Raw genomic sequence first — 13,156 nt, 5'->3', positions numbered from 1 at the left:
ATCTGGGCGGCTACGCCGCCGCGAGAATCTCGTCCGCCGGCCCGAAGAACTCGTAGTGGATGCGGTCCGACCGGACGCCTGCGAGAGCCAGACCACCCACGAAGGCGCGCAGGAAGGGGCGTGGACCGCACAGATAGTAATCGGCCTCGGTGAGCGGCGTGTTGGCCTCGAGCCATTCCACGCTGATCACTCCCGGATGGTCGAAGTCCTCTCCGGGCCGGTCCTCCGGTCGCGGCTCGACATAGAAGGTCGCAGCGTTGATGTTGGGATGGGCCTGCGCTAGGAACCGGACGCGCTCCTTCATCGCATGGGTCGCGCCGTTCAGGGTGCCGTGCACGTAATGGACCGCGACCTTGGGATGCTGGGCCGAAATCGTCTCCAGCATGCTCATCATCGGAGTCAGTCCGACGCCGCCGCTCAGGAGCACCACGGGCCGAGGCGATTCCTCGTTGAGGAAGAACTCGCCGGCGGGCGGCGCCACCTTCAGGATCTGCCCGACTTCGGCCGTATCATGCAGCCAGTTGGACGCGATGCCCTGCGGCTCGCGCTTGACCGAGATCCGGTACGTCTCGTCGCTCGGCGCGCTGGAAATGCTGTAGTTCCGCTTGAGCGGATGCCGGCCCGGGACGTCGATCCAGAACGTCAGGTATTGGCCGGGCTGGTGGCGCAGGACGGGCTTCCCGTCCTCTGGCCGCAACACGAACGAGGTGATGATCTCGCTTTCCTTCCGCTTGCTCTCGATCCGGAAATTGCGCCAGCCGTTCCAGCCGCCCGGGGCATTGGCCAGACTGGTGTAGACTGCCTTCTCGCGCCCGATCAGCACATGGGCCAGGAACCAGTAGGCCTCGCCCCAGGCGGCCAGGATCTCGTCGGTGGCGGCATCGCCGAGCACGTCCTTGATCGCCCCGAGCAGCGCATCGGCCACGTAAGGGTAGTGCTCGGGCAGGATGCTCAGCCCTACGTGCTTCTGCGCGATCCGCTCCACGGCGGGAGCCAGGGCGCCGAGATTGTCGATGTTCTGGGCATAAGCCAGGACGGCGCTCGCCAGCGCCTTGGGCTGGGATCCGGTCTCGCCGTGGTGCGACTGGTTGAAGAGATCGCGGATCGCCTCATTCTGGAACATGCGCTCGTACATGCGCTTCGTGATCGCCAGTCCGTGCTCCTGAAGCGCGGGCACGGTGGCCTTCACGAGATGGATGGTGGTATCGCTCAATTGGTTCGTCATGTTATCACCCCTGTGGCAATGTCACGGGAAGGCGGGGCGGGATAACCCGCTCCTGACCAACGCCGATGCGTACGCCTTCGAGGGACAGCGGGACACTCAGGTGATCTCCTTAGGACGCCTTGTCTGCAGCCGTGCAGCAGACCGCCGCGGAGTCCCGCCGCAACCCTGTCGGCCGCACCCTCGGCGATCGCCGGAGGCGGAAACTCAAGAGCCGGCAAGACCGCTCTTGTCATTCCCCCTGTGACCGGCAGCCCCGTTCAGAACGGATTGACGTAGTTCAGGATCGCCGTCTGCCGCAGGACGACCTTGCGGATGACGTGTGCCGCCTTGACGTGATCCGTGTAGATCGCCGCGGTGCCGGTGCTCCCGGCCGGCAGGCGTCTGGCCACCTCCGGGTCGTCGAGCCGGATGCGAGTGACGAACGGCGCCGACTGGATCTCCGACGGTGCCACGGCCAAACCGCCGACTTGCGTCTGCCCGGTCGCGATGGCCTGCAACACCGTCTCGACCCGTCCGGTGAAGACTTCGCCGGGCAAGGTCTTGAACGCGAGCTCGACTGGCTGGCCAACCTCGATGTAGCGGGCGTAGATCTGCGGGATCTCCACTCCGAAGATGGTCTCCGACGTGTCGATGAACGCCATGACGGGAGATTGCGCGGTGACGCGTGCGCCCTTGCGCAGCGCAAGATTGGTCACGTAGCCGTCGGCCGGCGCCTGCACGGTGGTCCTGTCGAGGCTCCACCTGGCCCCCTCAAGTTGAGCCCGCAGCTGCTCGACCTCGGCCTCGCGCTGCTGCACGTCGAAGGCCCGGCCCGTGTCGCGGCTCTGGAGCTCGGAGAACTGGGACAGGCGCAGCTCGGCGAACTTGAGCTGAGCCGCGATGGTCTCGACCTGCGCCTTGTAGGTGGTCGGGTCGATCCGGAACAGGATATCGCCCTCCTTCACGGGCGTGTTGGCCGCGACCGGGACGTCGACGACCTCGCCAGCCACCGAGGGGATGATCTGCACCGAGTTGCGGACGACCGCCACAGGCCCCGAGGGCGCGCCCCAGCCCATCGGAATGAAGAGCCCGATCAAGAGGACCAGCAACACGAGGACAGGCGACAGCTTCCAGAACATGTTGAACGGGATGAACCGGAGCCAGACGAACAGGGCCAGAAGAGCGATATACGAATTCAGCAGAACGACGATCATTCCGCCGTCTCCCGCCGTTTAGGCACATCGACGTAGGCCCAGATCAACACCAGCGGCCACAACACGAAGCCGCAGATCAGCGTTGCCCATCCCCCGACCGTCACCGCCTCAGGCCAGGGATGTCCGCGCTTTCTCGCGATGTGCCCCGGCATCATCCCGAGCGCCACGAAGATTGCGACGGCCGTCGCGATGAGGACGACCAGAACGATCCAGGCGAAGATGTCCAGACCCGACATTCAGTCCTCCATGTTCTCCGTATCCAGGCCGGAGCACTCGGTCCGAAACACGGATCGACCGGTCCCGCATTCGCCACGTTCCATCGCCATGGAGGCTGCGACGACGAACTGCATTCTGGTCACTCCCTTCGGAACGGGACACGGTCACAGGAAATTTAGCCGCAGTGCCGAACTTGGGTATCAGGTGAAACCCCGAGAACCGCTCTGGGAAATCCCGGCGCCCAGGAACGGAAAGAGCCGCGATGGATCAGGACCGGAGCACACCATCGCGCGGATCGACCACCGGCGAATGGGCTCACTGAGCATCATCTGATTTGGATCTCCGGAGGAGATAGGTATCCATCACCCATCCCTTTCGGGCGCGGGCCTCGGCGCGGACGCGCTCGATGTCATCCATCACGTCTCGCAGTTTGCCGGAAATAAGGATTTCATCCTCAGTGCCAAGATAGGCCCCCCAGTAGATATCGACATCCTCGGACGCGACGCCGCGGAAGGAGCAGTTGCCATCGAGCATGACGACAACGCTGTCGGCGTTGTTGGGAAAGCCCGCGGCGAGCCTGCGGCCAGTCGTGATCTGAATGGACTCACCAATCCTGTTGAGCGGGATCTTATGCTGGGCGGCAAGAGCCTGCACACTGGTGATCCCGGGGATCACTTCGTATTCCAGCTCGAAACCGCCCCTGGCCTGCACGGCTGCCAGGATGCGCAGAGTGCTGTCGTAGAGCGAGGGATCGCCCCAGACGAGGAAGCCGGCACATTCGCCCTCCCGGAGCTCCTCTCTCAGCAGGGTTCCGACCTTGTTCGCGATGGCCTCGTGCCATTGCTCGACCGTTGTCAGATAGGATTTGGAAGCATCGCCCCGGCGGGGCTGCTCGTATTCGACAACCCTGAACGTCCTATCCTTGATGAAGCGGTCGCAGATCTCCCGCCGCAGCTTGATCAGGTCCTCCTTCTCGCCACCCTTGTCGGCGACGAAGAAGACATCGACCTGGTTGAGGGCATTGATGGCCTGGATGGTGATATAGTCGGGATTGCCTGCACCGATGCCGATGACGAGGGCCTTTCGCATCCTGTGTTCCCCGGTGGTTCGTCTCGCTCCTGTGAGAATGCGAGATCCATGACTCTCGGGCATGATCGCGCCGGACCGGACCTTGCTGCCCGCCGACGCGCCTGCCGCTTCGATGTCGCTTGATGTCGGACCGATATACCGGGACGTTGCACCCGTGTCACGGTCTCCCGGACCGTAAGATCGAGAACGGAATCCGGTCGGCCTTTTGGGGCCAAGCCGGAGCTGCCCCGCAACGGTGAGCGGCGAAGCGGCTGCCTGGGAACACTTGCCGTGTGGGAATACTTGCCGTCATGGCCGGGCGTGACGCAGTTCTTCACGCTGCTTGACGCGGCCCTTTAGGCGACGGCTCGTGCCGGTGCCTGTTCGTCCCGCTTCTTGGACTGAGGCTTTTGGGCGTCGGCGATGAAAGTCGCGATGGCTTCGCGGGACATCGGCTTGGCGATGAGATAGCCTTGAGCCTGCGAGGCGCCAGCGAGGCGCAGAGCATTGAGCTGCTCTTCCGTTTCGACGCCTTCGGCCGTCGTGCTCATCTTCAGGTCTTTCGCAAGGCCAATCGTAGCCTTGATGATCGCGCGGCTGTCCGGAGAATCCAGCATGTTCCGCACGAAGGACTGATCGATCTTGATTTTGTCGAAGGGGAAGCTGCTGAGATAACTCATCGAGGCATAGCCAGTGCCGAAATCGTCGAGCGCGATCGACACGCCGAGACCTTTAAGCTTTTTCAGCGTCGCGGTGGCTTCCTCCGTGAGCTTGACGGATTCCGTGATCTCCAGAACCAGGCGCTGGGCCGGCAGGCCGGAGATCTCCAGGGCTCTCTTGACGCTGGCGAGAACATCCCGGCTCCGGAACTGCACCGGGGAGAGATTGATCGCGACCTTCAACGGCTGGGCCGAAGTCGTGGGCCAGGTCATGGCCGTCGAGCAGGCCTCCTCGAGGATCCAGTCGCCCATCGGGCCGATGAGACCCGACTCCTCGGCGGTCGGGATGAACTGCAGCGGCGAGATCATCCCCTTTGTCGGGTGCTTCCATCGCGCCAGCGCTTCGCAGCCCCACATCTGGTTCGTCGCCAGATCGAGGATCGGCTGATAGAACAGGTCGAGTTCCTTGTTTTCCAACGCGCTCTTCAGGGCTCCTTCGAGGGCGCGACGTTCCGCCCTGGCATCCTTGATGTCTGCGTCGTAGAGCCGGTAGCTGCTGCTGGAATCGGACTTTGCCGCATAGAGAGCGACATCGGCCGCTTTCATGAGTTCCGTCGAGGTCTTGCCGACGGAGGACGCGATCGCAACGCCGATGGACAGCCCGACATCGATCTCCGTGTTGCCGGCTGTGCACGGGGCCCTCATGGCGGTCTGTATGGCCATGACGAGATCTATGACCTGCTGCCGGTTTCTGATCGGCCGTTGGATGATGGCGAACTCGTCGCCGCCGATGCGGGCGATGAGGTCGGTCTTCCTGAGACGTTCGCGCAGGCGCCGCGCCACCGTTTGAACGATCTCGTCTCCCGCCCCATGACCAAAACTGTCATTGATGTCCTTGAACCGGTTGAGATCGAGAAGAAGCAAGGCGAAATCGGTGCCGGATCTTTGCGAGGCGAGGAAAGTCCGCTTCAGATCCTCGACGAATTGCAGCCTGTTGGGAAGCTTGGTCAGGACATCATGGCGCGACAGGTAGCTCTCGCTGGCCGCTCTCAGAATACCGGTTCGAACATGCCTCAAACCGAGCAGAGTGGCAGCCTCGATCCCGATATCCATCAGATAGGCGAAGAATGCGACCATGCGGCTTTCGAGGCGCCGCCCGGCCATGAGTTCCGACACCGTTCTGCTGACGGAGATGCCGGCCGGATAATGGGCGAGAGGATGAAGAGCGACTACCCGCTCCTTCCTGTCGATCCAGCTGACGTCGCGAATAAGCGTCGGGATGTTCTTTGCGATCAGCCGCTGCAGGGGGGTGTTGGGCCTCCACACGCGACGCCCGAGCGCCCTCTCCGAGTGCGGACTATGCGCCAGGATGATGCCATCGCGCCGGTAGAGCGTGATCGCCTGCGAGTGCGTTCTGAGGTGGTCCTTAAAGATTCGCTCGAAATGGCCGAGATCGACCGTAGCGACGATGACGCCGAGGAATTTTCCGTCCGTGTCTTCGATCTTCCGGGCGAGGGAGAGCACCCATTTCTCGGCTGCCCGGATCCTCATCGGCTCGCCGAGATACAAGGTGAGCGATGGCTCCGTCGCGAGAGCCCGATAGTAGGACGTGTCTTTCAGGTAGATCGGATCAGACATCGGGCGCGGTGTCGACGAACCGACGATCCGCCCCTTGGCATTAACGAGATCGATGCGGACGATCTGGGACAGCGAGTGACAGGCTCCTACCAGGATGGCCTTCGTTGCCTGGGATGCGGCGAACCCGTCGAACTCGTGCGCCTTGAGACAGGCCTGCGGAATTCGGCCGATCACATCGCGCAGAACGTTCTCGATGGATTGGAAGACGCCATCCGTCCGCTCCTGAAGAGATAGGGCGAGGTTGGCCAGATCGCCCTCGGCCCGCGCGAGATCGTCGTTGTGCCCCCGCACGAAGAGGAAGGCTGCGCCGATGATCCCGGTCGCCGCCGCCAAGATGCTGAGGGAGATGATTATATAGTCTGGCACAACGGGCTTCGATTCGTTTTACGCGACGATCTCCGCCAGAATTCCCCGGGAGTTGTCGTTATTCCGTTAATTCCAGCAGGAATGCTGTCCGCCTGAGACTAAAAGGCGATGCCCTGCCTCGAGCCGGGCCGGCTGCCCTCGTACCGCCGATCAAACGAAAAAGCCCAGGCTCCGGGGCGAACGGGCGGGATGCCTTCGCATCTCCTGCCGCGCCTGCTACGGGCCTGGGCTGATCCGGGTCCAGACGGGCGCCTGCATCGTCAGGCAGGCGCGGGAACGGACCATGCCGGAGTACATCCGTCCTGGCACGGTCTCATCGGAGCAGGCGGTGACGCCCGCCGCTCTCGAAGTCCACAACAATGTCCGCTGGGTCAGCCCGATATGGGGATTGGAATCCGATCCGCAAGGGGGGCGATAAACTCTTCTTCTTGCGACATGTCGGGTCTGGAAATCCGCCGCCTGGCCCGGTCTGCCGCCTCCTCGGCGGTTTTCTCCAGATGAACCGTCTTGTTGATCACCTGAAGATTGGGGGCGCCCCAGAAGGCGAGCAGTTCGGGCCAGGGTCGAGAGCGGTGCTCGGACCAGACGGCGAAAAGCGGAACGCGGTGGTCCACTTCGGCCGTCCTGAGTAGGCGACGACCGCTCGTTACGCATCGCCGCTGCTGGCGCAGCTTCAGGATCCTGAGATGATCGGGCGGTGCCGTCCAGAGTTGCCAGGCCACGACGCAGGCGGCATGCCATATAGCGTTCCTGTTCGGCTTGCCATCACTCCAGAGGTCGCAATGCCAGCCCAGCCGGTACACAGGCTGTCCGCAGACGCAGCAATGCCCCGGCCCGCGCGCGAAGGCAGCCTCCCGGTAAGGGGATGGCGGCATACGGAAGGACATCGGCAGGCCGGTTTCCTTGTCGGAGCCCAGACGCCACTGCCACCCGGCCGGCTGCCCGCTCCTGGCCGCCAGCGCCCGCGCGAGCCGGTCAGCCAGGAGCGGGCGATGCCGCCAGTAGGACTCCACGGCGCGGCGCTGGGTCGGTGGGATCAGCGGCTGCCGAAGCGCATGCGACAGAACGCAGGCCGGAAAGAGCACGGAGAGGCGTTTCTCGAGCCGGGCGCGTGCCTTCTGGTTCTTCTCATCTCGCCAGGTTGACATCCGGATCAGCCGTCTCGTGTGAATCGTTGTCGGGTCCCCAGGGTGTCGGGCCCAAAAGTGGATTTCACTTTTGGGTTCGATTCGTTGCTCAATCCTAAAGGCCGCGCATCGTTGTTGCGGAAAGCAGGGTCGGCTTTGCGCTTTCCTGTTCCCGCCCTAAGCTTGCAGCATACGAACCAAGATATCCGCGGGGAGAGACGCCGATGAAAGCCCTTCGATGCGACGAGCCCGGCCGGCTGAGCGTCATCCAGCGGGACGTCCCGAGCGCTGGTCCGGGCGAGGTGCTGGTGCGCATCCGGCGGGTCGGGATCTGCGGAACCGATTATCATATCTTCCACGGCAATCAGCCCTATCTCGAATATCCGCGGGTGATCGGCCACGAGCTTGCAGGCGAGATCGCCGACGCCCCCGGCGGCAGTTCGTTCAAGAACGGCGACATCGTTTGCGTCGAACCCTATCTCTTCTGCGGCACGTGCCGCGCCTGCCGGCAGGGCAAGACGAATTGCTGCCAGAACCTGCAGGTGCTGGGCGTTCACCGCGACGGCGGAGCCTGCGAGTACATCGCCGTGCCGGAGCGCAATGTCGTGCCCGCGACAGGCTTGAGCCTGGACGAGGCCGCCATGGTCGAGTTCCTGGCGATCGGCGCCCACGGCGTGCGGCGCTCAGGAGCCGGCCCGACGAGCCGTGTTGCCGTGGTGGGAGCCGGCCCGATCGGGATCGCGGCGGCGATTTTCGCGAAAGCCCGGGGCGCCGACGTTTCCGTCCTCGATATGAACGCCCGGCGGCTTGCCTTCTGCAGGGACGAAATCGGCGCCGATCATGTCTTCGAGGTGTCGTCCGATATCGATGATCGTCTCAAGGCCGCCACCGATGGCGATTTCTTCGATGTCGTCATCGATGCCACCGGAAGTCCGAAGGCGATGATGAAGGGCTTTTCCTATGTCGGCCACGGCGGCACCTACGTTCTCCTGTCGATCGTGCGCGCCGACATCACGTTCAACGACCCGGAGTTCCACAAGCGCGAAACGTCGCTGCTCGGCAGCCGCAATGCCACACGGCAGGATTTCGAGATCGTGCTCGATGCCATGCGCAGCGGCAGAGTGCCGACGGCAGCTTTGGCAAGCCACCGCGGCAACCTCGACGATGCACCGGGACTCATTCCGATGTGGTCGTCCCCCGAGGCCGGGGTCATCAAGGCCCTGGTTGAGATCTAGAGCGGTTTCCGTTAGCGCGGAAACAGATCTCTTTTGGTTTGCCGCATTTTTGACGGCGAACCGGAGCCATTTCGCCGAAAAATACTCAAGCAGTTCGCCTCCTCCATTTCCTTGACAACCCATCGCGACAGGCGGACCCTCGATCCTGCGGCAGACGATATTTCCTGACCGCTCTGTTTGCGTTCGCCACATCACCCTTTCGGGAGGTCGCGATGCAGTCATTCATGCTTCGAGCCACAACCTGCGCTTCGGCCCTTCTCCTCGTCCTCGCTCCGGCCATCGCGCAACAGCAGCACCAGCACACCATGGTCAATCCGGGTGACATCACCTGGAAGGACGGGCCTCCGTCCCTTCCCAAAGGATCGCAGATAGCGGTCATCTATGGGGATCCGGCGAAGGACGGAGTCTTCGTGATGCGGCTGAAATTCCCGGCCAACTATAAGATCCCGCCCCACACCCATTCGACCGATGAGGTGGTCACGGTCGTCAGCGGCAAGGTCAATTTCGGCATGGGCGCCACGTTCGATCCGGCGAAGACGACAGTCCTTACCGCTGGCGGCATCGTCGCCATGCCGCCGGGCACGCAGCATTTCGTGCAGAACGACCAGGAGACTGTTGTGCAGCTGAGCTCGCGCGGCCCCTGGACGATCGCTTACGTGAATCCGGCGGACGATCCGCGCAAGTCGCAATAGGCGGCGAAGCCGATCACTTGAAGATCCGGCACTTCGGCGGATCGAACTCGAAGGGGAATTTGCCCTCGGCGGCAAAGAAGTCGTCGAAGGCCTTCTTCACCCCTGGCCAGTGCGGATAATCGTCGCCGATGAGCACGCCACCCGGCCGGATCATCGGCCACCATTCGCGCAGGTCGGACGTGACGGCGTGGACATCATGGCCGCCATCGATGTGGACCACATCGGCCTGCACGTCGTGGTGCCGCAGGACGTGCGCCGCATTCACCGAGTCGAGCGGCAGGGGCAGCACGTAGTCCTGCAGCCCCTGCCCGACGATATTGGCTGCAAACGTATGATAAAGGGCGGGATAACCGTTGATGAAGTTCAGGTGCGCGAACCATTCGTCGTTGTTCCAGTGATCCCAGGCGCCGAGCCAGGTATCAACGGCGATCACGACTCCATCGTGGTTCATCTCCTTCATCTTGGAGGCCAGCGAGATGGCGGAGCCACCCTTCCAGACACCGACCTCGACCACCACCGACGGCCGCAGCGCCTCGATGGCTTCCGTCAGATAGGGATGGCTCGAACCCCAGCCCTGATGATCCTGCCGGTAGAGCCGGCCGGGATAGTTCTGGAACGGATCCTGCCCACGCCACATCCTGTTCACCAGCGCCTCGCGGACATTCGTCATCCTCGGCCTCACGCATGATCGGGCCTGAGAGCCCACATGCGTGAACAACCGGGTCCTGCCGATAAGGTTCATAGGGCTCAGAAAGGCGCTAGCTCTTAGGGCTTCTTGGCGCGTCATGGCTGATCGGTGCCCAATCCAGCAGCATGTTGCCCCTCAAACAGGCGCTCCTCGCATAGCAAGAAAGCATTTACCTCTGTGACATGCCCTTATCGCATAGGTCATATTCTCTGACCTACCTTTTGCGGCGCACAAGAATACTCATATTACTAGACGAAAGTATGAGGCCCTGCAGGGCCGGACCCAGGAAAATCCCGATGAGCACGTTGCAGATCAGCGCCCCCGTTACCGCCAACGCCCCAACCGAGGCTCAACGCCCGGGATCGGTGTTGCGTGTTCTCCGTGCCGTGGTCGAAGCCATCGCTCAGGCCAACCACCGGAGGGCCGAGCGCGAGATCGCCCGGATCGCCCATCGCTATGGCCTCAAGGTCGACCGCATCTGAGATTCAGTCCGAACCGAAACACGCATTCAGGAGACCGCCATGATCATCATCAGCGTCCTTCGTCTCGTCCGCCTCATCCTGTCCGACGCCCGTCAGATGCAGCGCGAGGCAGCACGTCGTCATCCTCACCTCGATTGGTAATCCGGAACGCCGGAAGCCGCCTTTTACGGAGACATACCCCATGTTCACGTCCATGATCCTCGCCCGCCTCGCCTCCTGGCGCCGTTACCGTCAGACCTTCCGCGAGCTCGAAGCGCTCAACGATCGGGAGCTGGCCGATCTGGGCCTCGGCCGTCGCGACATCCGCACCGTCGCCCGCCAGGCTGCCCAGTAAGCTGTCCCTCTGAACCTCGCGGGGCTCGTGCGCGGTGCCTATGCAGCCTGTGCGATGCCCTGGCACTGGAAGCCGACCGGCCGCGGCGCCCCGTCGAGGTAGTAGGACTCGATGCGCTGGATCTTGAAGCCGGCCTCATCGAGCAGCCTCTCGACCGGGCGTGTCAGGTTGCATCCCACGGCGAGCTTGCGCCAGATCGGGTTGAGACGACGCTGCCACGTCGCCACGCCGGCATCGTTCGACAGGCCGTGCTCCAGAAACAGCACGCGACCTTTCGGCTTCAGCACGCGGCGCACCTCGCGCAGAGTCTGCACCGGATCCTCCACCGAGCATAGGGTGTAGGTGATCACCGCCGTATCGATGATGCCGTCTGCCAGCGGCAGCGACTCTGCCGGCGCCTGGATGATCTCCAACGGCACGGGTGAGCGATGCCGGCGCTCACGACCGAGTTCCAGAAACTCCGCATTGGGATCGACACCGATCACGTGGGCGACGCGGGCCGGATCGTAGAGCGGCAGGTTCAACCCCGACCCGATCCCGATCTCCAGCACCACGCCGGTGGCCTGCGGAACGACCTTCTCGCGCTCGGCCGTGATGCCTTCCATCGAACATAGGCAGCTGACGAAACGCGGACCGATGTGACGCGCATAGAACCCCATGCCAAGGTCCTCCCGTTTGAAAATTGGAAGAGACACCCCCTTTCCTATCCATAACCTGCGCCAGCGCCGTGATCTGTGAGCCAGCGCACGCCCTCTCGCTGCCGTGAATCGATCAGTAAGGCGCCACATTCCTTCGACAGAAGCGCGTCGGATTATCCCTAATTTAACCAAGCAATCGTTTAATCGCGTCTCGTGAAGGTATTGCTTCACGCATGAAGGCCTTGACCTCTCCGGCGCTCCTTTCCAGCGCCACATCGGGCTTGAGGCATGTCATGCGCGGTCGAGTTGTTGCGTAGAGTTCGCCATGTTGCACAGGTCCTATCCGTCAGGCGGTCGCGCCCCCCGCAGAAAGCGGCGCAGTCTTTTTCCGACAGCGGCCCTGGTGGCGATCTCGATGAGCCCCCTCGCCTATTTCGCCGATCTCTCCCGCCCGGGCGATGCGCCGTCCACGGAACAGGTCGACAGCGTCGCCACCCCTGCGCCTGAGCGGCAGGCGGCGGTAGTCACTTATGGCGCGGCGCTGGTCGATCCCACGCCGACCATGAAGACCGAGGCTCTTCCCTTCGCACACAACGCTCCGCTCCAGGCGGCGTTCAAGTCCCCGCCCGTGCAGCAGCATGCGAGCATCGCGCCGGTTGTGCCGCCGATGCCCGAGACGCCTGTTCAGCCGGCGCCCGTTCAGGAGATAGCGGAAGCCGCTCCGTCCGTCCCTGCCGTCGTGCCCCTGCCCGTGCCACGCCCGGCCGACCTTCTGCCTCCGAAGCCTGCTGTACCGACGCAAACGGCGAATGCACCGGCGCGTATCCCGATGACACAGAGGACAACGGTTGCCGCCAGCGCACCGACCGACAACCGCTCCTTCTTCGAAAAGCTCTTCGGCATCAAGCCCGCTTCCCCACCCGATGCCGCACTCAGCTACGCGTCGCTCGGCAATGGCACCGGCAGCATCTCGCCGACATCGCGTTTCGTCCCCGCTCCCGAAACCGGGGGCGGTGGGACCGCCGTCTACGACATCTCCGCGCAGGTGGTGATCCTGCCGAACGGCGAGAGGCTGGAGGCGCATTCGGGCCTCGGCGAGATGATGGACAATCCGCGCTACGTGAACGTGCGGATGAAAGGCTCGACGCCGCCGGGTACCTACGTCCTCACCGAACGCGAAGCCCTCTTCCATGGCGTACGCGCCATCCGCCTCAATCCGGTCGGCGGCAGCGCCGCCATCTACGGCCGCGACGGAATCCTGGCCCACACCTATTTGCTCGGGCCCAGGGGAGACTCGAACGGTTGCGTGTCGTTCAAGAACTACGACCGGTTCCTTCAGGCCTTCCTGAGGGGCGAAGTGAAACGCCTCGTCGTCACGGCGGGACGCGGACAGGATCTCCTGCCGCCGATCGCCAGCAGGAGCAGGACGGTACGGCGTTCCGCGCGCGCGATCTGAGCTCGAACAGCGAACCCATCCCCACGTCATCGCCGGCCTCGTGCCGGTGATCCCGCCGCGAGGAGTGCTCCGGCGTCATCCCCGGCCGAAGCTGAGGGGAAGGGAATCCACAGCGCAGTGCGTTGGGTGATCCCCTTCC

The 13,156-nt window shown here is 63.4% G+C and carries 13 protein-coding genes and 1 riboswitch; of the genes, 5 read left to right on the top strand and 8 right to left on the bottom strand.

Annotated elements, in window-relative coordinates:
• Positions 1–10 precede the first annotated feature (10 nt).
• The 6 genes from hmpA to JO965_RS10125 all read right to left on the bottom strand — a co-directional run bounded on the left by hmpA (position 11) and on the right by JO965_RS10125 (position 7,513).
• Complete coding sequence (hmpA, locus tag JO965_RS10150; protein ID WP_203443510.1) at positions 11–1,225, bottom strand: NO-inducible flavohemoprotein; 1,215 nt, start codon at positions 1,223–1,225, stop codon at positions 11–13.
• A 257-nt stretch (positions 1,226–1,482) separates the two neighbouring features.
• Positions 1,483–2,418, bottom strand: coding sequence for an HlyD family secretion protein (locus JO965_RS10145; protein WP_203443509.1), 936 nt, complete (start codon positions 2,416–2,418; stop codon positions 1,483–1,485).
• Entirely contained in the window at positions 2,415–2,654 is a 240-nt protein-coding gene (locus JO965_RS10140) for a DUF3302 domain-containing protein (protein WP_203443508.1), read from the bottom strand. Before JO965_RS10140 ends, JO965_RS10145 begins: the two co-directional genes overlap by 4 nt.
• Before the next feature lie 295 nt (positions 2,655–2,949).
• A complete protein-coding gene (cobF, locus tag JO965_RS10135) occupies positions 2,950–3,723 on the bottom strand; it encodes a precorrin-6A synthase (deacetylating) (RefSeq protein WP_203443507.1) in 774 nt (257 codons plus the stop codon).
• Positions 3,724–3,866: 143 nt separating this feature from the next.
• A riboswitch (cobalamin riboswitch) is annotated at positions 3,867–4,011 on the top strand.
• Between the two features lie 47 nt (positions 4,012–4,058).
• A complete protein-coding gene (locus tag JO965_RS10130; RefSeq protein WP_203443506.1) occupies positions 4,059–6,365 on the bottom strand; it encodes an EAL domain-containing protein in 2,307 nt (768 codons plus the stop codon).
• A 371-nt stretch (positions 6,366–6,736) separates the two neighbouring features.
• Positions 6,737–7,513 carry a hypothetical protein gene (locus tag JO965_RS10125; protein ID WP_203443505.1) on the bottom strand — a complete coding sequence of 259 codons (777 nt, stop codon included), beginning with the start codon at positions 7,511–7,513 and terminating at the stop codon, positions 6,737–6,739.
• 203 nt (positions 7,514–7,716) lie between these two features.
• Between JO965_RS10125 and JO965_RS10120 the strand changes: the two genes are divergently transcribed.
• Positions 7,717–8,727, top strand: coding sequence for a zinc-binding alcohol dehydrogenase family protein (locus JO965_RS10120; RefSeq protein WP_203443504.1), 1,011 nt, complete (start codon positions 7,717–7,719; stop codon positions 8,725–8,727).
• Between the two features lie 212 nt (positions 8,728–8,939).
• Positions 8,940–9,419 carry a cupin domain-containing protein gene (locus JO965_RS10115; RefSeq protein WP_203443503.1) on the top strand — a complete coding sequence of 160 codons (480 nt, stop codon included), beginning with the start codon at positions 8,940–8,942 and terminating at the stop codon, positions 9,417–9,419.
• Positions 9,420–9,432: 13 nt separating this feature from the next.
• Here the strand turns inward: JO965_RS10115 and JO965_RS10110 are convergent, their stop codons facing one another.
• Positions 9,433–10,089: a class I SAM-dependent methyltransferase gene (locus JO965_RS10110; protein ID WP_203443502.1), complete on the bottom strand. Its 657-nt coding sequence runs from the start codon at positions 10,087–10,089 to the stop codon at positions 9,433–9,435.
• A 314-nt stretch (positions 10,090–10,403) separates the two neighbouring features.
• Between JO965_RS10110 and JO965_RS10105 the strand changes: the two genes are divergently transcribed.
• Positions 10,404–10,589, top strand: a complete 186-nt coding sequence (locus JO965_RS10105) for a hypothetical protein (protein WP_203443501.1) — start codon at positions 10,404–10,406, stop codon at positions 10,587–10,589.
• Positions 10,590–10,770: 181 nt separating this feature from the next.
• A complete protein-coding gene (locus tag JO965_RS10100; protein ID WP_246776796.1) occupies positions 10,771–10,923 on the top strand; it encodes a DUF1127 domain-containing protein in 153 nt (50 codons plus the stop codon).
• 38 nt (positions 10,924–10,961) lie between these two features.
• Here the strand turns inward: JO965_RS10100 and JO965_RS10095 are convergent, their stop codons facing one another.
• Positions 10,962–11,618 carry a class I SAM-dependent methyltransferase gene (locus JO965_RS10095; protein WP_246776795.1) on the bottom strand — a complete coding sequence of 219 codons (657 nt, stop codon included), beginning with the start codon at positions 11,616–11,618 and terminating at the stop codon, positions 10,962–10,964.
• 268 nt (positions 11,619–11,886) lie between these two features.
• Between JO965_RS10095 and JO965_RS10090 the strand changes: the two genes are divergently transcribed.
• A complete protein-coding gene (locus tag JO965_RS10090; RefSeq protein WP_203443500.1) occupies positions 11,887–13,017 on the top strand; it encodes a DUF2778 domain-containing protein in 1,131 nt (376 codons plus the stop codon).
• Positions 13,018–13,156 lie beyond the last annotated feature (139 nt).

It is taken from the genome of Microvirga sp. VF16 (genome assembly GCF_016864375.1).
Taxonomy (GTDB): domain Bacteria; phylum Pseudomonadota; class Alphaproteobacteria; order Rhizobiales; family Beijerinckiaceae; genus Microvirga.
This window is presented reverse-complemented; position numbering and strand designations above follow the sequence as displayed.